Source organism: Sunxiuqinia elliptica (genome assembly GCF_900113005.1).
In the GTDB taxonomy this organism is placed as follows: Bacteria; Bacteroidota; Bacteroidia; order Bacteroidales; family Prolixibacteraceae; genus Sunxiuqinia; species Sunxiuqinia elliptica.
Window position 1 is genome coordinate 1 of sequence record NZ_FONW01000006.1, and the last position, 23,002, is coordinate 23,002.

The 23,002-nt window shown below is 39.4% G+C and carries 18 protein-coding genes; 4 read left to right on the forward strand and 14 right to left on the reverse strand.

The features are described from left to right. From BM156_RS12055 to BM156_RS12120, 14 genes are all read right to left on the reverse strand, one after another. Entirely contained in the window at positions 1-810 is an 810-nt protein-coding gene (locus BM156_RS12055; protein ID WP_244525742.1) for a sugar phosphate isomerase/epimerase family protein, read from the reverse strand. 142 nt (positions 811-952) lie between these two features. After that, positions 953-2,458, reverse strand: coding sequence for a Gfo/Idh/MocA family protein (locus tag BM156_RS12060; RefSeq protein WP_093920141.1), 1,506 nt, complete (start codon positions 2,456-2,458; stop codon positions 953-955). Positions 2,459-2,586: 128 nt separating this feature from the next. Then, a complete protein-coding gene (locus BM156_RS12065; RefSeq protein WP_093920142.1) occupies positions 2,587-3,978 on the reverse strand; it encodes a BT_3987 domain-containing protein in 1,392 nt (463 codons plus the stop codon). Positions 3,979-3,999: 21 nt separating this feature from the next. Further along, positions 4,000-5,829 carry a RagB/SusD family nutrient uptake outer membrane protein gene (locus BM156_RS12070; protein ID WP_093920143.1) on the reverse strand — a complete coding sequence of 610 codons (1,830 nt, stop codon included), beginning with the start codon at positions 5,827-5,829 and terminating at the stop codon, positions 4,000-4,002. 11 nt (positions 5,830-5,840) lie between these two features. After that, complete coding sequence (locus BM156_RS12075; protein ID WP_212733505.1) at positions 5,841-9,206, reverse strand: TonB-dependent receptor; 3,366 nt, start codon at positions 9,204-9,206, stop codon at positions 5,841-5,843. Positions 9,207-9,338: 132 nt separating this feature from the next. Continuing rightward, positions 9,339-10,511 carry a FecR family protein gene (locus BM156_RS12080; RefSeq protein WP_093920144.1) on the reverse strand — a complete coding sequence of 391 codons (1,173 nt, stop codon included), beginning with the start codon at positions 10,509-10,511 and terminating at the stop codon, positions 9,339-9,341. 97 nt (positions 10,512-10,608) lie between these two features. After that, positions 10,609-11,199, reverse strand: a complete 591-nt coding sequence (locus tag BM156_RS12085; protein ID WP_093920145.1) for an RNA polymerase sigma factor — start codon at positions 11,197-11,199, stop codon at positions 10,609-10,611. A gap of 301 nt (positions 11,200-11,500) precedes the next feature. Beyond that, the gene (thiD, locus tag BM156_RS12090; RefSeq protein ID WP_093920146.1) at positions 11,501-12,307 is read right to left on the reverse strand and encodes a bifunctional hydroxymethylpyrimidine kinase/phosphomethylpyrimidine kinase; all 807 of its coding nucleotides are present in this window, start codon (positions 12,305-12,307) and stop codon (positions 11,501-11,503) included. A gap of 16 nt (positions 12,308-12,323) precedes the next feature. Then, positions 12,324-13,325 carry a thiamine-phosphate kinase gene (gene thiL, locus BM156_RS12095; RefSeq protein WP_093920147.1) on the reverse strand — a complete coding sequence of 334 codons (1,002 nt, stop codon included), beginning with the start codon at positions 13,323-13,325 and terminating at the stop codon, positions 12,324-12,326. A 66-nt stretch (positions 13,326-13,391) separates the two neighbouring features. Beyond that, on the reverse strand, positions 13,392-14,039 hold the full coding sequence (locus BM156_RS12100; protein ID WP_093920148.1) for a TenA family protein: 648 nt from the start codon (positions 14,037-14,039) through the stop codon (positions 13,392-13,394). A gap of 4 nt (positions 14,040-14,043) precedes the next feature. Then, entirely contained in the window at positions 14,044-14,673 is a 630-nt protein-coding gene (thiE, locus tag BM156_RS12105) for a thiamine phosphate synthase (RefSeq protein WP_093920149.1), read from the reverse strand. A 2-nt stretch (positions 14,674-14,675) separates the two neighbouring features. Beyond that, on the reverse strand, positions 14,676-15,470 hold the full coding sequence (gene thiM / locus BM156_RS12110; protein WP_093920150.1) for a hydroxyethylthiazole kinase: 795 nt from the start codon (positions 15,468-15,470) through the stop codon (positions 14,676-14,678). Between the two features lie 283 nt (positions 15,471-15,753). Beyond that, positions 15,754-17,427 (reverse strand): sensor histidine kinase, encoded by a 1,674-nt coding sequence (locus tag BM156_RS12115; protein WP_093920151.1) that lies wholly within the window; start codon positions 17,425-17,427, stop codon positions 15,754-15,756. Between the two features lie 120 nt (positions 17,428-17,547). Next, complete coding sequence (locus BM156_RS12120; protein WP_093920152.1) at positions 17,548-18,777, reverse strand: response regulator; 1,230 nt, start codon at positions 18,775-18,777, stop codon at positions 17,548-17,550. Positions 18,778-19,171: 394 nt separating this feature from the next. Between BM156_RS12120 and aqpZ the strand changes: the two genes are divergently transcribed. The 4 genes from aqpZ (at position 19,172) to BM156_RS12140 (ending at position 22,968) form a co-directional block, all read left to right on the forward strand. Further along, positions 19,172-19,876: an aquaporin Z gene (gene aqpZ / locus BM156_RS12125; protein WP_262987308.1), complete on the forward strand. Its 705-nt coding sequence runs from the start codon at positions 19,172-19,174 to the stop codon at positions 19,874-19,876. 75 nt (positions 19,877-19,951) lie between these two features. Beyond that, on the forward strand, positions 19,952-20,452 hold the full coding sequence (locus BM156_RS12130) for a porin family protein (RefSeq protein WP_093920154.1): 501 nt from the start codon (positions 19,952-19,954) through the stop codon (positions 20,450-20,452). Between the two features lie 92 nt (positions 20,453-20,544). After that, positions 20,545-21,849 (forward strand): OmpA family protein, encoded by a 1,305-nt coding sequence (locus tag BM156_RS12135; protein WP_093920155.1) that lies wholly within the window; start codon positions 20,545-20,547, stop codon positions 21,847-21,849. Between the two features lie 345 nt (positions 21,850-22,194). Then, positions 22,195-22,968 (forward strand): class I SAM-dependent methyltransferase, encoded by a 774-nt coding sequence (locus BM156_RS12140; RefSeq protein ID WP_093920156.1) that lies wholly within the window; start codon positions 22,195-22,197, stop codon positions 22,966-22,968. Positions 22,969-23,002: the final 34 nt, after the last annotated feature.

The window sequence follows — 23,002 nt, forward strand, 5'->3', positions numbered from 1 at the left end:
CTAGAATAGTTCATCAACTACCTGATTGAAGTAAGCGATGTTCTTTTTGATATCAGGCACTGAGTTGTCCCAGTTGTATTCATATTCGATGGAGAATAATCCTTCAAATTTTTCCTCTTTCAAAACTTCCAACATGTCTTTCAAAGGCAGGATTCCTGTTCCCCAAATTACATCATGCTGTTCGGCTTCGCCTTCCACTTTTTCTTTGATGTCTTTAAAGTGAAGCGATTTCAAACGGCTTCCATATTGTTTCAACCCTTCAACCGGATCAATGCCCATCCGTTTCCAGTGACCAACATCAGCACATGCCCCAATGCGATCGCTCAAGCCATCAACAGCTTTCATGAATAACTCAGGCGACCAGTAATTGGATGGTTTAGGGTGATTGTGAATGGCCACATCAATTTTGTACTTGTTGGCCAGCTGATCAACAAACTTCAGGTGTTTGTATTCGGGCTCGCAGGTGATAATTTCAATGCCCATGGCATCCGCAAACTGGAACAGTTGTTCCCATTCTGCTTCATCTTTACAAATAACCACACCACTGGCCTTAATTTTTACGCCTTTGGATTTAGCATATTTCAACACCTCTTTTTGGGTGGCTTTATCCATTTTGAAATCCATGGTTCCTTCAATGTCTTTTCCCAATGGCTGTCCGTAGTAAACTTCCATGTAGTTCAAGCCCAATTCCTGCGCTTTATCTACTGCTTCCTGAAAGGTAAAACGGTGAAACGTATAACTCTGAACACCTAGTTCCCATCCGGCTTTCTTTAATTTTTTACTTGGTTGAGCTACTACTGGAAATGCCATTACTAATGCAATTAAAAAAAGACCACAAGTCTTCATTGTTTGTCTCATTATCCTTCAATTTTAGTGTTTGTTGTTGGTTTTGTGTTCTAACAGGAGAAACCAGCTTGCACCAGTTTCTCCATTAAAGTATTTTGCTTTTAGCCTATTTAGGCATTGGTGGCAAAGCCCATCCTTCGCGATAGGTGTGGTTAATCCACTCTTCTGAAATCGCTTTCGCATTGAAATCAGCAAACTGACGATCGAAACGAGGATCGCCATCCACCACTTCAAACTTATCAACGGTTACCACTTTAATCTTATCTGAATCAGAAATATTCGTAAAACGCATATTTTCACCATCCCAGTGAAGGGTCCGGTTCAGCGACTGCAGACGTACGGCCAGCACTCCCATCACAACCATTTCGTTGAATGGTCCGGAGTATGCGAAGTTGGCACTTGCCTCTTTTCGGCTGCCTTTCGATTCTTTACAGGCACGGATCCAGTCACGCTCGTGTGCTCCCGACCAAGGGCCGGCTTCTGAACCAGGGATACGAGCAATCGTTGGTGTTGGCTCTTTAAAGTCTTCCATTCTTTCGTAAGGCAACAAGGTAGGCTGCATACCATAATAGCTGGTCATGATCTTACCTTTGGTTCCCACAAACAGCAAACCACCGCCGCTGTCTTTACCTAAAACTTCACCATCAGGAAGTTCAATCGGACGTTCAGGAAGGAAACCACCGTCGTACCATACCACTTTAACCTCTGGCATACCAACATCAGGCATGTTTTTGCGGGCAGGGAACGTATAAGTTACCTTTTCGGCATGAGGAGCACTCTCGGTATTTACAAGCGTTGAAGAAGCCTCAACTTTTGAAGGGTATTTTAAATTCAGGGCCCAGAAAACCGGATCAAGTACGTGACAAGCCATATCGCCTAAGGCGCCAGTACCGTAATCCCACCAGCCACGCCAGTTCCAGGGTGTGTATGAAGGATGATAAGGACGGTAAGCAGCCGGCCCTAAAAACAGATCCCAATCCAGGGTTTTTGGAACTTTCACGTTCTCAGTTGGGCGTTGCAACCCTTGTGGCCAGATCGGACGGTCAGTCCAGGCATGTACTTCAGTCACTTCGCCAATGGCTCCGGACCAGATCCACTCGCAAACACGACGAATGTCGTCACCTGAGTTCCCCTGGTTACCCATTTGCGTAGCAACACCATATTTTTCAGCCAGTTTGGTCAACAGGCGTGATTCATATACCGAGTGTGTTAAAGGCTTTTGTGTGTAAACATGCTTGCCTAAAGTCATGGCGTGTGCTGTTACACCAGCGTGGGTATGGTCTGGCGTTGCCACCATTACCGCGTCGATTGAGTTACCCATTTTATCCAGCATCTCGCGCCAGTCATTAAATCGTTCTGCCTTCGGATAATCTTTAAATGTTTTATCGGCATATTTCCAATCCACATCACACAGAGCTACAATGTTTTCAGCGCTCATGTTACGCAGGTTGTTACGTCCCATTCCACCGACACCAACTCCGGCGATATTCAGTTTATCACTCGGCGCAGTATGTCCAAATGATTTTCCCATAACGGTACTTGGGACTACTGAGAATGCAGCGCCTGCCAGGGCAGTTGCTTTTACAAATTTTCTTCTGCTTATATTCTTCATCTCTATTTAGTGATTTATAAGGTTTCTAAGTTTAGGTTTCTCCAGAGGACTTTGATTTCGCCTCCATCGTGTATTTGAAGGGCAATGCGACCTGGTATAAAACCTGACTTATAGGGGGATAGGGAAAATTAGTCAACCCCCCAAACATATAGTTCAGATAAATCCATCTGTGCTCCACTGGTTGGCCCGATATTATTGTTGGCATAGGAAAATGCTTCCGTTATAATAAATCGAAGATATCTCCCATGTGACGGAGTAACTTCAAAAACATGAGAACGAGCTCCATTGTTAGTAATTTGCCAATCGCCAATTTTTTCCCAAGTGTTCAGATCATCACTAATTTGGAAATATCCCTTTTTTTGGTTGCCGCGATAAATGTTATCAGGCTTACGTAGTCCAATTTTAACAATATTCTTTGAGGCTTTCATATCTATGACAAAGTAATATGGCATAGGCTTTGGCACATCCCATTTAGATCCCCAGAAGGTGGAGATATCATTGTCTAGTAATTTTTCTGGAGTTCGATTAAGGTCAATATACTTGGTTTCTTCGCATATACATGAATTCCATTCAATAATTTCCCAAGTTGTTCTAGATAATTCGTAAGCAGAACAGCTAATATGCAATAAAATAGTCGCTCCTTGTTGGGCAATTGTATGTTCCGAAACTTCTTTAATTCGTAGAGGAAGGATGTATTCTCCGAATAAATAGAGGTCAGGTTTATTTAACAAATTCTTCCGAACGATTGAAATATTCAAATCTTTAGATTTTTGTCCAACATTCAGAAAGTGTTCATTGGAAAAAAGTTGATATGAATTGTCCGGTAGGAGCAGATAATTGGTGTTATTTGCATCATTATATTTTGTTAATTCTTGAGTATCAACTTCAATCTTGAAATTCAGTTTTGCTTGAGGTTTATAGTTGGTTTGAATAGATACAGGAACATTAAAACTTTCTGGGTCGTTAAGCGAGAGAGAAATAGGAGTCTCAGATAATCCTGGCTCAGTGAATTCAATATAAGGTTCAGATAAGACAGGAATAAGCAGTACATTTGAATTATCAGCTAAAAGTTCAATATCATTAACCGCTTCAATACGGATAGGTAATGCAAAACTCTTCTTTTGCGATGAGAGTTTCTTAATTGCGGTCGTGTTAAATAGAATGCAGAATTTGTCTGATGCTTCTTTTTCGGCAATATTTAACTCTTTATTTTCAAAAGTAAAGCAGTTAGCTGGTAAAATCTCATATTGAGAGTTTTCTGCTGTATTGTATGATTCTAGCAGATCATTTGCTATTGTAAGCTTTAATTTGGCTTCTTTTCTGCCAATTCCAGATTTATTGACAATAAGCTCATACTTATATGTTCCAAAATTAAATAGTTGAGCGTTTTGCACCCCTGATTTTATTAGGTAGACTTTATCTTCTGTAATGTCATTCATTCGGTTATCTTCGCATGAAAAAATTAAGGGTATGAATGAAAATATAAACAGGAGTTTTATTGTTATTTTTTTCGTATTCATTGTTTTTATTTTTTTTGAGGGCTACCAACCATAGTTTTGAGTAATATTTTTCATTTCGTCTAATTGAGACTGATGAATAGGAAATAAATAGTGTTTTGACTGAAATACCAAAGGCAAACAGATTTGGTCAGTACGTTCCCATGAGTCTTCATAATTGGTTGCAAGCAGGTTTCTTCCGTAGCGTGGTCCATTGCTTTCTTTATCTGCAATCATCCAAGTACGAATATCATAATAACGAAGATTCTCGAAAGCCATTTCTACCATTCGTTCCTTACGAATGAGTTCACGAAGAAGACTCTGGTTTCCTATTACTTCAGGGTAAGCTTCTTCAATATCATTAAGGCCACTTCTATTGCGAATTTTATTGATGTATTCTAAAGCGCTGGCTTCATCCCGAGTTGGTTTTTCATTGCATGCTTCAGCGTAATTAAGATATACTTCCGCCAGCCTAATATATGGCCAACTAAAGCTTCCCCATTTATTGTTATCCATATCGTTTCTTGGGTCAGTCATTCTTCTCCACAGATATCCGACCTTACAGAAGTCGCCAGATTTATTGTTATAGGTAGAAGTACCTCCCGTATGAAAAGTAACCAACTTTTTCCCTTGGAAAGTATTGATCCAATACATTCCATTAAAAAGAACTGATGCGTAAAATCGAGCATCACGTCCAACGCAACTCTTGTGCGCTTTTATTGTAAACTTGTCGATAGGATGCACATATGAATCGATGAATCCTTCATCAGAGTATCCAGATAATGGGTCGATTATAGGTGCCCCATCAGTTTGATAATTGGTTATAGGGAAACGCCCTGACTTTTCCATCGGATAAGTGTCAACCAATTTCATAGATGGAGCATAACCTCCGTATCCATGTTTAACGACCAAAGGGGGATTACAACGTACATTCCATAACCAACCATTAGATTCCCATTTAGCAAAAATCAATTCATCATTCCATTTCTCGAAGTAAATTCCCATGTAAGATTTTATCCCCTTTTGAAAAGGATCGGTCTCTTCACTGTTTTCATAAAGCTTATATATACCTAAATCGATAACGTCTTTGGCGCCCTGTGCTGCTTTTGTCCATTTAGAAGGATCAGGAACTTGAGGAAACAGAAAGTCTCCATAATGGTTTTTCATCCCCCTGTACAGGTCACAGCCATTGAATAGGGGGCGGGCTGCATACAATAGCATGCGTGCTCGAGTTGCTAAAGCAGCTCCTTTTGTGGCTCGACCATACCACGCCGGATCTTGAATTTTAAGAGGTAAGTCTTTAGCTGCTTTTTCCAATTCGCTATTGATAAACTCGAAGCAAAAATCTAAAGAGTGTCTGTCTATTTCTTCATTTTTTATATTCAGATCAGGAATTTTATCCCCCCAAATATAGACTGGTCCATATTGTTGAACCATCATAAAATAAAGGTATGCTCGAATGAAACGAGCTTCTGCTTTAGCATGCTGACGTTCTTCTTGTGATAATTCCAGACAGTTGTCAACATTTTCGATAAAAATGGAAGCTTGATGAATTCCTTTATAATTATGAGACCACGTATGATATAAGTTGGTTGAAGGATTCCATGAGCCATCATTGTGTCCGAGATAAGGTGCCCACGCAATCCATGAATAGTATGCTTCATCTGATCGGGGAGTAGTTGATTCTTTGGCTTCGTAATCGTTTGGTAGAAAAGAATATACTTGAGCAAGATAGCGTTCAGTTGTTGCACGCTTATCAAATGCTTCTTCTATAGTCATTTGATCGTTTAAATCAGGGGTGAGATATTCTTCACAAGAAAAGAACATCATCATCATAACAGGAATAACTATGTGTAAGGATGTTTTTTTTAACATTGTTTCAGTTGTTAAAAGTTTAGATTAACTCCAAGAGTAAAAGTTTTCATATTGGGATATACTGCACCTTGCTGATTTGTGATTTCAGGATCCCAAAGTTTAAAGCTGCTTAATGTGAGTAAGTTGACTCCTTGAGTGAAAAATCGGATAGACGAAAATCCTACTTTATTAGAAATTGACGTATGGAGGGTGTAGCCCAATTCTGCATTCTTCAATCTAAGAAAGCTATTGTCAATTTGTTTAGCGGTAGATCTTTGTCTATTGTTCTCGTTTGTGTAAATAGACATTCTTGGATATTTGGCTTTGGGATTTGGAACTTCTACTTTCCATCTATTTTTTGCAACATCGGCATACACTCCAGATAGGAATAAATTGGAATTTTCAAATCCGTTAATTGCAGTTCCTCCAGTAAACATAGTTACATTCTCTACTCCTTGGCAAAATAGAGATAGGTCGATACCTTTATAAGCCAAGCTAATACCAAATCCATAATTAATTTCGGGAATACTGGTTCTTCCTATTGGAACTATATCTGAAGCGTTAACTACCATATCACCATTGATATCACGGTATTTCAAGTCCCCTGGACGAACGGGGCCGTATTGCTGAACTGGAGAATTCTGAATGTCTTCTTCTGACTCAAAATAACCTATTGCGACTAATCCAAATTGTTGGTATAGGGGTTTCCCAACCTGACTTTTGTAAGCCATTATTGGGGTTGGTTTGTCATCGTATAATTTTTTATTTCTGTTGAATGTGAAGTTGGCTCTGGCTGAGATAAATAAGTCTCCAATTTGTTCTCTGTAATCCATTGATGCATCAATTCCTTTGTTTTCCATCTTTCCAAGATTAACATAAGGGGCAACATTAATTCCGACTATGGATGGAACGCTTTCTCGTTCAATGAAAATACCGTCACGTAATTCATGAAAGTAATCAGCTTGTATATTGAGCTTATTGAATAGCCCAACTTCAATTCCAATGTTAAATTTCTTTGCTTTTTCCCATGAGACATGGGGGTTTCCCGGATACCCTGTCGCAAGCCCTCTAATCCAGGATTGTCCCATTTCTCCAAAGGTGAAAGAGTTGTAGTCTTGCATTTCTGGATTGAAAGCGAATCGGCGACCTCCTCCAATTTTGTCGTTACCTATAGTGCCGTAAGATCCTTTTAATTTTAATGTGTTAATGATTGGATTAAGAGGAAGAAAAAAGTTTTCACTACTAAGCAAATACCCCAGTGCTATTGAGGGGAAAAAGCCATACTGTTTCCCTGGTGAGAAATTTTCGGAGCCATTGTAGCCAAAATTTCCTTCTGCAAAATACTTATCGCGGAAAGCATAGGTAATACGGCCAGCAATTCCCATATTTCTGTATGGAAGAGAGTATACATATTTGGTTGGAAAATTATTTACATGTTCGCGTTGGTTGAATAAAAATAAACCCCCAACTCTATGATTTCCATTAAATACTCGATTATAGGTAAGAGATGCTTCTAAGTAGGTTGTACGTGTACCTGCATTTCCTCTTTCAAAAGTCATATAATTTCCGCCATCGGTAGTTCTTTTTAAAATGAGGTTACCTTCAGTATCTCTGTCGATAGCGTAATAAGTTGTGGGATTCTTTTTACGGATGATACTGGCAGAATTGTATGCATCCCATGAAAATTTAATATTCGCTTTTAATCCAGGGGTTATTAATTCAGAGAAATCTTGAGTGATTCCGATTAAAGATTGGGCATTATTGTTGAAAATCTGGACATATCCTGTATTATTAAGCAGGTTGTATGGGTTTTGTCCAATATCTGGTTTAGCTAAGCTTCCATCTGAATATATTTTGGGTATAGCTATAGGAACAGTTTGAAAAGAATACAACCAAAGGCTTGTTGTATTTGGCCTATTTTTGATCTCGTATTGATTGGATAGGTTTAAGTTCAGGATAGTATTTCGGTGTAGTTTTATGTCAATATTCGAGCGAAACGAATATTTGGTCCAATTTAGCGAAGGATTGTATTCTTCACTTTCAATTGCATCGAAAATACCATTTTCACGATATACTGATCCAGACACATAAAAATTAGCAATTTTTCCTCCGCCAGAAACACTCGCATTTAAACGATTACTAGTTGTAACATTCTTATAAATTTCATTGAGCCAATCAATATTTGGATATAGGTCAGGATCTGATCCATTAAGATATTTTTGCTTGGCTTCCTCGGAATAGAAATTCCGTCCTTTGTTAGCCTCTCTGTGCACTTCATTGTATAAATCGATGAACTGTTCTGCATTTGCCATTTCTGGCATGCGAGTTGGAGAGAGTAGTCCAGTTTCTGCTTTTATATTGATTAAAGGCTTGCCTGTTTTTCCTTTTCGAGTAGTAACAAGTACAACTCCATTTGCTCCTCTAACACCGTAGACAGCTGTTGCTGTTGCATCTTTTAAAATCGAAAATGTTTCAATGTCTTCAACATCTACTAAGTCCAGCGAACGTTCAATCCCATCGACTAGTACAAGTGGACGGTTATTGGCCCCGAAAGTACTTACTCCACGAATCCAGAAATCAGCTCCAGATCCAGGTTCTCCAGAACGTTGAACTGCAACAATTCCCGCCAATTGTCCGGCAAGACTTGTACTTAGTTTTCCCACAGGCATCCTTAAGTCTGGGACTTTTACAGACGTGATTGCTCCAATAACACTTTCTTTGCGTTGTTTCCCATATGCAACAACAACAACATCTTTCAATTCTTGAGAATCTTCCTTTAAAGTAATGTTAACATCTTGTTGTCCCGTGTACTCAAGAGTTTCGCTGGTCATCCCGATAAACGAGAAAATTAATTTATTTCCTGGAGATACATTGATTTGAAAGGATCCATCAATATCTGTCATTACTCCACGGGTGGTGCCTGATATGGTAATTGCTGCTCCTGGTAGAGGTAATCCTTTTTCGTCTGTAATTTTACCTTTTAGTATTTTCTCCGTTGAATCTTGCAAGGGTAAAGCTGATGGCTCAGAATTATTGGGTAGTTTCCCAATAGATATCTGTCGGTCGCGGATAATGTAAGAGTTATCGGTTCCTTTTAGCAATAAGTCTAGAATTTCATCAATATTTTTGTTTGAAACATTAATATTGACTTTTCGATGAGTGTTTACTTGTTGGTCTTGATAAAAGAAAATAAATTCAGATTGAGATTCAATATCCTTTAGCACTTCCTTCACCGTGGCATGTTCCAATTTTATTGAAAGCCTTGTATTTTGAGAATAACTGGATATACTATATGCAAAGGCAGCATTAAAAATAACCAGAAACAAGGTAAGCCTCATAACAAAAAATATTTTTCGAAGACTCTTGATGAAATCCTCTTCTGTTGAAATTTTTTCCATAAATTTGATTGTTTTTGTTTATTAGATGACTTTTAGGTCGTTTAATTGAAATGAAACCGGGAATTGTTTGGACGCATCTCCCGGTTTTTTGATTCTTTAGTGTTGTTTTTTGTTCGGTTTACTTCATAAGCATTAAGGTTTTATAGTGATAAAATCTTTATTTTCAATAACTTTTATAGAAGAAGTAAATGAAATAGATTCAAATACATCTATCAAATTATTTTTTAAATCAAGTTTTCCAGAGAATGTAATTTGTTCGAGTCCTTGCTCTATGACTATTTTTGTGTTGTAATATCGCTCCAGTTTTTTTGAGACATCTTTTATTGGAGTATTTTCAAAAATGAGATATCCATTAATCCATGAAGCGTATAATTTTGGATTTACATGGTCTTTTTTCATACTCTTGCTGTTTTTTATATATTTAACTCGTTCTCCAGGGATTATTTCTATGTTGTCAGAGAATGCTTTATTCGTAGAAATATTTACTTTACCATGTAGTAGTACCGTTTCTATAAAGCTGTCATCACTATATGCTGAAATATTGAAGGTTGTGCCTAAAACCTGAACTTTTATAGCAGGAGTAATTACATAGAATGGTTTATTTTTATTCTCTGCTACCTGGAGAAATGCTTCTCCTTTTAGGTAAATTTTGCGTGTTTTAGAATTGAAGGAGCTTGGATATAAGAGTTGACTGCCAGAATTAAGCCAAATTTGTGTCCCATCTTCTAATGTAATTTTTGAGCGTTTGCCGTAAGGTATAATTAGCTGGTTCAATTCTTGTTGTGGTTGTTTCTCTTCTTTACTATTGTATATGGTATCATTATTTATTGTTAGTTTATTTTGAGCAGTTTGTTTTATCGAGGTGTTGTCTGTAGTAAATTCATGTCTATTCCCATTTGAAGTAATTAGTACACCTTTATTTGATGATATAGGAATATTTTTTTTTGATGGGAAGACATTGTTTTGCTGTTGTACATAGATATAGAATGAAGAAGCTGTTAGGATTAGTAATATTGCTACATACTTAAAAATATGAATGATAGGAGTGGTTCTCCTACGGATTTGTTTGATAAGAAGTCTGTGAATTTGGTCTAGTTTTTTTTCAGGAATAACTTCTTTATCAGAACGAATGGCTTGAATCATAAATATTGCCTTTCGAATACTCTCTTCTTGTTCTGGGTGCTCTTCTTGGTATCTATTCCAAAATAGTTCATCTTTTTTGTCTGGAGATATAATCCATTTTATAAAAAAGGGGTCAAGGACAAAATCTTCTATTGTATACCGGCTATATTTTGATGTTTCCATTAATTGATCATACTTTTATTAATATAAAGGCATGCAAGTGCAAAACATCATCGTTCGAAGTGAATTTTCGTATAAATATTTTTTTGAGAATTAAACTTTATTTGAAAATAAGGTTTAATAGTTGGATTAATTGAGTTGGAGTGTGGATTGATTGGCGAAGACTTTTTATCGCTTTACAAACTAGATTTCGACTTGACTCAATACTAATTTCCATGATATCGGCAATCTCATGATAACTCATTCCTTCCCTATATTTTAAATAGATTGCTTCTTTTTGTCTAACAGGTAATTTTTCAAGGGCCCCAAAAAGATTTAAAGTTTGCCTATGAATTTCTTCATTTTTTATGATTTCTTGTTCAATCGAGTAGGTTACTCTAAAGGAATAATTATCAGCTAACGGCTCAACATCTGGATTGATCTCCTTCTTTAAAATACGAAAAAGTCGGCGTTTAAATGCGCGCATAAGATAAAATAGAATATTATCTGTTTCTCCAAGTGTTTCTCTATTTTTGATTAAATCTGAGAATAAATCTTGAACTACATCTTCTATTGTATCTCGATTTTGTGTGAATTTTAGTCCATATCGGTATAGTCTGGGAGCACTTTCTGAATAAATCATGGAAAAATATATATCATTTCCCTGTCTTAACTGATTCCATTTATATTCGTCTTTTAATTGTGCTTGCATTGATTAGTGTAAGTTTAGATCGTTTTTTATTGATATGTTAAGTTGTAGGTATGGAAGTCATAAAAATAAGAATATAAAATGATTTTTGTAATCGATCTTAGGAGGTTATTTTTTTCCAAAATATGACTATTCAGATTATATGCTATTGATGCGAATTTTGTCTATTTGGGAGGTGAAAGAATTATCTAAATGATCAAATGCTTCTTTATTGCTAAAGAAAGCCAACTCCTATCAGATTGAATTGCTGATAAAGAGTTGGCTGAAATAGGAAGAAGAAATACTTCTTGGGGATAGCCAAATTTTAACTCCAAAAATTATGGAAATGATGAACGGGGCCATTGCCTTTTCCGATTTGGTAGGCGGCTCCTTTTTCAATGGCTTGATTAATGTATTGTTTGGCGTGCCTTACTGCATCGTTAAGCGATTCTTGCTTAGCCAGGAAGGCGGCAAGCGCCGAAGAAAAGGTACAGCCTGTCCCATGCGTGTTCCGGGTATTGATCCGTTTTGATGAAAGCTCCAGAAACTCATCCGTCTCTGCATTGTAGAACACGTCGATAAGCTCATCATCCGTTAAGTGTCCTGCTTTGAGCAAAACGGAAACGGTTTGCTGGCAGGATAAGGCCTTGGCAACTTTTTTCAAATCAGCTTGCTGGTTGATTTTTAGGCCGGACAAGATTTCTGCTTCCGGAATATTGGGGGTGATTACCCGCACCATTGGAATCAACTCTTGTTGGAGTGTTGCAATGGCTTCGTCTTGCAGAAGTTTATCACCAGAGGTGGCTACCATAACCGGATCCAAAACAATGTTATTGACTTGGTGTGGCAGGATTGACTCTTTAACTGCACGAATGAGTTCCGAAGAGTGCAACATACCAATTTTTATAGCATCAGTTCCAACATCTTCCAAAACTGATTTGATCTGTCCTTTCACAAAATCGATCGGAACAGGGTGGACTCCATAAACCCCAACCGTGTTTTCATCAACAATGGCGGTGATAGCCGTTGTTGCAAAACAGCCACAGGCTGATATTGCTTTAAGGTCGGCCTGAATGCCGGCACCACCACTGGGGTCACTTCCGGCAATGCTTAAAACTCGTTTATAGTTCATTATTACGATTTAGAAATTATTGAAAATGATTAAAACCGGTTTTCCCGAATTGAACTTTTTTCCCTTCTTTGACCCAGTGAATTTCCGGTTCTCCTTTTTCAATGACACCGATTGGAAAAACGGTTTGGCCAAACTGTTCTAGAAATAGCCTTTGTAATGGTTCGAGCAGACTGGATTCGAGGGTAAACAGCAATTCGTAATCTTCACCACCCCCAACTGCTAATTCTTCCGGCTGCCAGTTTTGTTGCTGACTCACTCGCTTCAGTTGGTCGGAGATCGGCAGCTTGTTCAATTCAATTTTGGCCGCTTTCCCGGAGGCTTTCAGAATATGTTTGAGGTCGGAGGCAATTCCATCCGAAATGTCCATCATACTGTGCACCCTGTTAAGATTGACTAAGGTTTCTCCTAGTTCAATCCTGGGTTCTGGCTGGTGATGTTTTTTCAAAAGGTAATAGGTATCCTCATTTGATTCCAGCTGGTTGAGCAGAACCTGCAGCCCACCTGCCGAATCACCCAATGAGCCGGTAACACAAACCACATCGCCTGCTTGTGCGCCAGAACGTAATTTGGCCTGTCCTTTGGGGCACTTCCCAATGGCACAAACATTAATGGCCAAATGTTTAACCGATTTGGTGGTGTCACCTCCTAAAAGTGGAGTTTGGTAACGATCCGAAATGGCGTGGTAGCCTTTCATCAGTTCATCCAGGTATTCAACATCGACTCCCGGAGGAATGGCGATGGACAGAAAAGTCCCAATTGGCGTTGCTCCCATAGCAGCTAAATCACTGAGATTAACAGCAACCGATTTGTAGCCCAGTTGCCAAGGGGTGATTTTTTCACGCAAAAAGTGAATATCCTCAATCAGCATATCGGTGGTGACCAGCAAATCTTCGGTGTCATTCATTGGTAGAATGGCGCAATCATCACCAATGCCAAATACATTTTTGGTCAGCAGCGATTTAAACTCGGGTGAAAAACGTTCTATAAAACCGAACTCGCCTATTTCTTTTAATTCCATGGTTTTCTCTTTATTCTTCCAGTTTTAATGCCTTTAGAAATAGTTGATTAAATAATTGTACTTCAATTAGACTAGCCATTGCTCTTGCTGCCAGGCACTGTGCCAAAACATCCATTCCATTTTAAAGGATAGCTCAAAAGCTCTGGTCATTTCCTTGCGCTTTGCTGGTGTTGCGTTTTGCGCAGCTTCATCGCAAATGGCAACTGCCTTTTTTACGGCAAGGGCAAACTCTTCACCACCGTAGGTATTGATCCATTCCTGGTAAGGATTTGCTTCTTTAGTTTGGTGAGCGAGGATATAATCACCCACTTCTTTGTAAACCCAGAAGCAAGGCAATACAGCAGCCAAGGCATTCTCAACCGATCCGCTGGCCAGCTGTTGGTGCATGTGACCGGTGTAAAGCGTGCAGGTTGGAGAAGGCGTTGCATCTCCGCTTGCTCCTTTCAGGTACGATTCGTGCAAGGCTTGTTCTACGGTGACGGTATCTGAAGAGAATGAAAGAAAATCTTCGCGCCATTCTTTGCAGTCAAGTTTTGCGGCAATGCCCGCTAAAATTTTTCCATACTCGGCAAGGTAAAAAGCATCCTGCTGCAAGTAAAAAAAGAACTTTTCCTTTGGGAGTGTTCCTTCCATCAGTTCGTTCAAAAAAGGTAATTTTAATATTTGGTTATAGACTGGGCTACAGGTTTCCCCGGCTTCTTTACTCCATTTCATAGTTTTATTTTTTAGCAATTAATTTTTTTAATGATGCTGCGGCTTTCATGGGACTATCCGCTGACGAGATGGCCGAAACAACAGCAACTCCGTCAGCTCCTTTGGCAATGATCTCAGCAGTATTCTCAATATTTATTCCGCCAATGGCTACAGCCGGGTGTTTGGATAATGCACAGCTGGCTTTTACGCCTTCGAGCCCAAATGGGGTGAACGTATCTGTTTTGGTCGGGGTGGCAAATACGGGCGAAATTCCGATGTAGTCAACATCCAAAGCATTGGCTTCTTCAACCTGTTGAATGGTTTCTACTGATAGCCCCAGAATTTTATTTTTCCCCAGAAACTGCCGGGCAATCTCGCAAGGCAGATCGCTTTGTCCAATGTGCAATCCATCTGCATCAACGGCCAAGGCGATGTCTAGGCGGTCGTTAATGATGAGCGGAATATTCTGCGGGTTGAGTATTTTTTTCAACCGAACTCCAAGCTCATAAAAGTCTCGTGATGAACAGTCTTTTTCACGGAGCTGAACCATGGTAACACCGCCTTTTACTGCTTCTGCAACAATGTATTCCAGTGGCCTTCCTTTCGACAAATCACGGTCGGTTACCAGGTAGAGGCTTAAATCAAAAGGAATCATAGTTAATTGATAAAAGTGTTGGTAATTTCTTCTTCGGAAAGTTGATACAAGGTGTCAATGAAGACGGTTTGTAAACTTCCCGGACCGGCAACTTTAGCTGCTGATAACTCACCGGCAATTCCCATCACAGCCATGGCGTGTGCTGCAGCCTGAAGTGCATTTTCATTGATTGCGGCAAAGGCTCCGGTGATGGCAGATGCTGTACAGCCCATTCCGGTTACTTTGGGCATGAGTGTACTGCCGTTTTTAATGGAAATGACCTGTTCTCCGTTAGTGATGAAATCTTCCACTCCGCTAATGACCACCACTGCTCCGGTTTGATCGGCCAAACGCTTGGCCGCTTCTAAAGCTGAATCGGCAGCGATGGTGCTATCGACTCCTTTAGTGGCTATATTTTCTTTTGCCAAAGCCATGATTTCGGAGGCATTTCCGCGAATAATGCTTGGTTGGCATGTGGCTATAATTTGGGTTGCTACTTGATTCCGATAAGGAGTAGCGCCTACACCAACCGGATCGAAAACAACAGGGATTCCTTTTTGCTTGGCAGCAGCTCCGGCCTGAAGCATGCCGTCAACCCATTGTGGGTTTAAGGTTCCCATGTTGATGACTAATGAAGCAGCAATTCGGACCATATCGGCGACCTCCTCAATGGCATGAGCCATCACGGGAGAGGCACCAACCGCAAGCAAGGCATTGGCCGTATTATTCATAACCACAAAATTGGTGATGTTATGGACCAAGGGGACGTTTTTTCTTAAGGCTGTTAAATCAGCATAAATTGATTTTGAATTGATCATGACATTTGTTTTTGGGAACGAACGAATCTTGCCGCTAATGTTTTTATAAAACAAAAGCCGCTCCGCAGAAATGCGAAACGGCTTGTATTTAGCGTTCAATTAATCGTCAATTGAAATACAATCCTCGTTTCCCTCCGCTGTTATTATACATTTCAGGTTCCGGGGTATAATCTCAGCCCACCTATTGGCAGACACCCCCAACGAGATGCAGTAAAAGTATCAAATATTCTTGAAGAACGAAAGTCGTTTGCGTGACCAACTGATCATACTCAATAAAAAATAATTAACTAAGAGGAATGGAAAAGCAGAATTTGCTTCCTTTTCCTAAGGTACTCTCTGCCCGGATTTCTCCTTGGTGAGCATCGATAAATTCTTTGGCAATAATCAATCCAAGCCCTGTTCCCGTTTCGTCGTTTGTCCCTCTCGAAGAGGAGTTTTTATCAATTTTGAAAAGGTCGTCTAATTGTTCTGTCGACATGCCGACCCCTGTGTCAGCAACCACAAAGTTTAGATTGTCAGATTCCGTTGTTGCTGTAACTTTTACGCTTCCCCCATTTTCCGTGAATTTGATGGCATTTGTAACCAGGTTTTGGAGCGCAGAGCCGATCATATTTGAATCGAGTTTAGCTGTAATCTCTTTTTCCACATCCCATTCAAGTTTGATTCCTTTGTTTTGAGCAATCGGAGCTACAATTAGCATGGTGTCAGAAACGAGCTCTTCAACTTTTTCAGTCTTTGGAGCATACTTGGTTTTCCCATTCTGCATTCTTGTCCACACTAAAAGGTTTTGAAGCAGGTTGAAAATTCGTTTGGCCGATTGGTGAACAATGGAAGCGTACTCGGAGGTGTCTTCTTTGTTGCCTTTCTTTGCTGATTCATTCAGCATTTCACTAAAGCCAAGTAGTGCATTGAATGGGTTCATTAAATCGTGGCTAACAATGGAGAAGAACTTGTCTTTTTGCAGAGAATCCTTGGTTACCTTTTGGTTTAGATCAACAATGTGTTCCTGAAAACGATCGTTTTTAAAGGCAAGCAAAAGAATGTAGCCAGCTAGAATACAGGCTAGCAACATAAGTGCAATCAGAATGTTTTGTAAAAAATCGGTTGAGCTTCTTACTGAAATTAGGAATGAATTATTCTGCTTGGCTTCCTGAGCCCGAATGCTGTTTTTTATCTCATCAATGAGTTGATGAATTTCAGCAATTAGACTATTGTTAATGGCAATAAGTTTGAGTTCACTTTCTTTGAGCTTATACGTTTTTTGAACCAGCTCTTTCATATTTCCTGGTTGAGAACCCGAATTGCTTGATCGCGTTGATTGAGTTGTAATTTCTTGACTGTTGGGAGATTGAACCCGGAGTTTTGTACTGACATTTTCCTGGACTTTTTCTCCTACAATGGCGCTTTTTATTTTCCCAAATAAGCCTTTCTTGCGCGTTTCTCGCGTTTCTGTTACGCTAATTGTATCAACTCTTCCTTTGGTTTGACGAGAGGAGTATTTCTCCAAGTCAGCTTGATATTCTTCCAGGTCTTCAACTGAAAAGATCAAAGAATCAGTGGTCTGTTTAAGCCTCACATAAATGTCTGTTTCCCTGGTTTTTTCATCCAGAATCCCTGAAATTCGATCACTTTCCTGCGCCGTATCTTTAGCAACTGTTTGCTGCAGTTGCAAAATATTTTCAGCTAACGTTTGCACATGGAATTTATAGTCCTCAAAAACCGGTCGTTCAAATGTGATGCAATATTCCTGGAAACGAGCTTCCACCAATAAAAGCGATTCAGTTACGCTTTCTGATTTTAAAAGTTGTTCCCGATTCTGTTGCGATAGATTTAATGCCGATTGTATGCGACCTTTTTCATTAATCAAGCTGACTATTATACCAATAATCAGAACCAAGATTAATGCCATCAAAATGGTAGTCACCATTAGTCGTTTCGGCAATTTTAATTTAGCCATTTCCCGAATTCTCCTTTTATAATTTTGTAGTATAATGAATACAAAAATCGAAATTATAAAAATAAAAATGCGATTTTGGAACTATACTTCATCTATACTTTTGTGGTAATCTTTTGAATATTAGTTTGTTTGCATTTTGTCGATTAAGAGGAGAAAGTCCGTGAGGTTTTCTTCATTAACCAAGTTCAATTTTTTTCGAAGGCGGTACCTGGCGACATCAACACTTTGAGGATTTTGAAAAGTAAGAACAGCAATATCTTTGGAAGAAAGACCAGAGCGAAGTAGGGCGCATAGTTTACGCTCGTTAGGCGTTAGGTTAGGAAAGCGCTCCAGCAAAATGCGATAAAACGAATCAAAGGCACTCTCAAAACGAGTTTCAAAGTCGTTCCAAACTTGTTCGGCCATGTTCATTTTAAATTTATTGGTCATTTTTCGAATCAAGTCCTGTCCTTCTTTTGTTGCATGAGGAAGCACTTTTTCCAAGTCATTGATCAGGCTGGTATTCATTTCATTGAGGTGCATCATTTTTAGAGCACTCGAGATTAATTCGATCTTTTTATTATTAACAATGTCCTCATTGGCTTTTTTTAGTTCCGAGATATCGGTGAAGGCCGTAATGATTCCTAGCGGCTTGTCGTGGCTGTCGCGAACAACATTCTTAGAAATAATAAAAGTCTTATTTCCGGGAAATCCATTTTTCTCGTAGGCCAGAGCAGTTCCTTTTTCAACCAATTCGATATCTTTCTGGACATGAAAGCCAATTTCTTCACTTAGAAAATGGCGGTAGATTGATTTGCCAAGAAGTTCGACTTTATTTTTATCGATTAGCTTCTCGAAAAAGTGATTGCACATGAGTAAAACACCTTCCAAAGAACAATAAATAACGGGGTGAGGAACACTTTCGAGTAGGGAAGAAATGAAGATATTTTTATTCTCCAGCGAGTTATTTTGATCCTTAAGTACTTTCAGCGTATTAGATAGTAAAAGGATGTTGTTGATTCGGGCATTAAGTTCGAGCTTTTCAAAGGGCTTTTTCAGAAAGTCAATTGCCCCAATCGACATGGCCAAGGCCAAATCTTCAGAAGAGGTCATCACGCCAGTAATCATCAATACGGGAATATCTTTTGTTGCTTCGTCTTGTTTCAGTCGTTTTAATGCTTCAAGACCGTCCATTACGGGCATGTTCCAATCCATCAATACCAAGTCGGGATCCGTCGCTTCTACTTTAAGAAGGCATTCTTGTCCGTTGGAGGCTGTGATGATTTGATAATCATTATCCTTTAGCATTTTCTGAAAAAGCTTCAGGTTTAAAGGTTCATCATCAACAAGCAGTAGTTTTGAATTGCTCATCTGTCTGTGGTTTGGTTTTCTTTGTAGGAACGTTGTAAACTAACTTATTGTTCCTGTTTTTCATCCTTATTTGATGACGGGTTCTATTTTACAAAAGTAATGTTTTTATTTGTGTTCTTTCTCGTTATTCGCTGTGGTAAGCGAAGCTCTTAACTATTGTTGATGTCTATTCTAAAAGCGACTTGTTCTTATGATTTGATTGGCAATATTTTATACTTGTCGTTAAATAATGTTAAACGTTGTGTTTTTGTAATTGTTGTCTTTCAGTTGGTTGCAGCTGGTGTATAGATCTTGTATAGATGGGCGTATAGATGTTGTAAAGGTTGTAAATAGGGTGTTTTAGTCAAAAACTTTGGATTTTTGCAGGGAGTGATTTTCGTAAGATCCAGGAAAGATACTCAGTAAAAAGCAAAGTATGAAAAAAAGTTTAGCAGAGTTTATAGGGACCTTTTGGTTGGTTTTCGGTGGTTGCGGAAGTGCATTGTTAGCCGCAGGGTTTCCGAATGTCGGAATCGGGCTTCTTGGCGTCTCGTTGGCCTTTGGATTAACAGTTGTTACGATGGCTTATGCATTGGGACCAGTTTCCGGAGCTCATCTTAATCCAGCGGTAACCATTGGGCTTTGGATAGGCGGTCGAGTGCCATCAAAAGAGGTTCTTTCCTATGTAATTTCGCAGGTCGCGGGAGGTATTGTAGCTGCGACTGCTTTGTATTTTATTGTTACCGGTAACGGATCAGAGATCGGCTCTTTTGCCGCGAATGGTTATGGTGAACATTCGCCGGGAAATTACAGTATGCAGGCGGCTATCATCACCGAGTTTATCATGACTTTCATGTTTTTGCTGATTATTCTGGGAGCTACTGATGATCGGGCTCCAAAGGGATTTGCAGGTTTAGCCATTGGATTAACGTTAACCTTGATTCATCTGGTGAGCATTCCGGTTACCAATACGTCAGTTAATCCAGCTCGTAGTATCAGTCAGGCATTATTTGTTGGCGATTGGGCGCTTTCTCAGCTTTGGCTGTTTATTGTCATCCCAATTGCAGCAGCATGTGTTGCTGGCTTGGTTTATAAAGGACTACTTCGCGATAACAGTTAATATTTTACGTTCGCAATCAATCAATCAATTCAAAATATAATTTAATTCTATTATTCAATTTTTAATTAACAAGCAATGAAAAAACAATTACTGATCCTGTCTCTCGTGCTTTTTAGCAACTTGCTATTTGCGCAAGCGCCAATTGCCAAAGGAGAGTCACAACTGAATGCAGGTGTGGGATTATCCTCATGGGGAGTTCCTCTGTATGTCGGTTTAGACTATGGCGTGCATGAGGACATCACCATTGGAGGTGAGCTTTCTTATCGCTCGTACAATGACAAGTACGCCAATGTAAATTACGATCACTCGGTGATTGGTATTTCTGGAAACGGAAATTATCATTTTAACCGGGTATTGGAGCTACCTTCTGAATGGGATTTTTATGCTGGATTGAACTTGGGATTTTATATCTGGAACTCGCCCAACGGATATGAAGGCTCACATTCGTCTGGTCTGGGACTTGGTGCGCAAATTGGAGGACGTTATTTTTTCTCCGACAATGTTGGAGTGAATCTTGAATTTGGAGGAGGTAATGCTTTCTCTGGAGGAAAGTTGGGAGTGACATTCAGACTATAAGCAGAACATGAATCATGTGGGAACTTAGGTTCTCAATGCATGTCTGCCACCCCGAAATAAATGAGTTAGAATGAAAAAATGATCAATTAATTATGAAAAAGTTACTTTTAATTTTAGCAGTAGGTTTGTTGTTTCAAACCGGATATGCACAAAACAAAGACAAAAAATGGGGCGTCGGTATTGGTGCCGGTGCTTATTATGGAAATACTCTTGAAGGAACAGGTGTAGCCACTGAGTTTTACCTGAGCCGTTACTTAAGTCGTTCGTTTGACTTGATGCTTTTGAACAATCTGGGACTTGGAAATAACAAAGTTTCAAGTACCATGGATTATGCATCTACATTCTTGAACTTGCGTTATAAATTTAATAACGGTTACATTTTTAAAGAAAACAGTAGCATTCAGCCTTACTTGTATGGTGGTCCTGGTTTTATCATTGATAATGATAGCGAAGGAATCAACTGGGATGCTGGTTTAGGTTTCAAATTCCCTGTTAGCCCATCTGTTTCGTTGTTTGCTGAAGCCGGATTTGTCGAAGGTTGGGCTGATGACGATCTTCAAACACGTCCAAATACCGAGAGTTTTTGGAAAGGTGTTGGAGGTGTAGAAATTGCTTTCGGAAAAGCAAAAGACACGGATGGTGACGGTGTTCCTGATCGTAAGGATGATTGTCCAAATACTCCACAAGGAGTGCCTGTTGACAAAAATGGTTGTCCAATTGATACCGATGGAGATGGTGTGCCTGACTACAAAGATGATTGCCCAACTGAGGCTGGAGAAATTGCCTTGAATGGTTGTCCTGATAGCGACGGCGACGGAGTTGCTGATAAAGACGATGACTGCCCTGATACTCCTGGAGTAAAGGAATTGGCAGGATGTCCTGATAGCGATGGCGACGGAGTTGCTGATAAAGATGATAAGTGTCCTGATACACCAAAAGGATACAAAGTTGATAAAAACGGATGTCCATATGACCGCGATGGTGATGGAATCGTTGATGAAGAAGATGATTGTCCAACAGAAGCTGGTCCAGCTGAAAACAACGGTTGCCCTGTTGTAGCACCAGAGTTTGATGCCGTTCTTTTCGGATTCGATAAGAGCAGCTTGACTTCATCAGCTAAAGCTGGGTTGGACGATGTTGTTGAAACGATGAAAAAGCACAAAGAATTCTCAGTAGAACTATATGGTCATGCTGACGAAGTTGGTACTGAAAAGTACAACATGGATCTTTCTGAACGTAGAGCTAATGCCGCGAGAAGCTACCTGATTGAAAAAGGTATTTCTTCAAGCCGGATCATTAAGGTTGTTCCTCTTGGAAAATCACAGCCGGTAGCTCCAAACAATACGGAAGAAGGACGTGCAAAGAATCGTAGAGTTGAGTTCGAGCTTGTTAAATAAATCCATGCGAACTATGCGTGGGATTTGAGTTTTGAATTATATTCGGGCCTAAAGAGGGATCATTTTGATCCCTCTTTTTTTTGATTTTAGGTAGAAATGATGCATCGGTTACTAAAAATAAGTACCTTTGTGTCAACTAAAAACATTGGATGTTTAAATTTAAGAAGGATCTGGTAAAGTAAATAACCTGGGCGGTTGGCCTTTGGTTATCCCCTATTTTCAACTCAGGCATGTTCTTGTCGGAGTTATTTTTATAGCTATACTTTAACAATCAGAAGGTTGAGGAAAGACAAAGAGTAAGGATATTCTTTTGTGACAAAACTCAACACGCTTAAATTTAAAATCATGAGTAACGATAATAAATCGATTCACGAATTTGACTTCAATTTAATCTGCGAATACTTTTCGAGCGTAGAACGACAAGGGCCAGGAAGTCCTGAAGTAACAATCAAGGCTTTGGGCTTCATCGATAATCTTCATTCAAACTCTAAAATTGCCGACATCGGTTGTGGAACGGGTGGTCAAACCATTGTACTGGCAGAAAATACCTCAGGATACATTGCTGGAATTGATTTGTTCCCCTTGTTTATCAACTTGCTTTCAGAAAATGTAAAGCAAAAACGGTTGGAAGGCAGAGTTAAGGGAGTTGTAGCGTCGATGGAGGAACTTCCATTTGAGCCAGAAGACTTGGACTTGATATGGTCAGAAGGCGCAATCTATAACATTGGCTTTGAGCGAGGATTAAAAGAATGGAGTAACTTTTTGAAAAAAGGCGGCTACATCGCCGTTTCAGAAGTATCGTGGTATACGGAAAAGCGTCCCAAGGAAATTGAAGATTTTTGGATGGATGCTTATCCGGGGATCGACACCATTCCTAACAAAATTGCTCAAATGCAACACGCCGGTTATGTTCCAGTAGCTTCATTTATCCTGCCCGAAAACTGTTGGACGGAGCATTTTTACGCTCCCCAGCCTGAGGCTGAGAAAATTTTTCTGAAGAAGCATGCTGGCAATCGTCTTGCTGAAGAGTTTGTCGCCAACCAACGACACGAGCGACAACTTTATCATCAGTATAAAGACTACTATGGCTATGTATTTTATATTGGTAAAAAGATTTAGATTTTAACTTGAAGGACTGTTTGAGTGTCCTTGA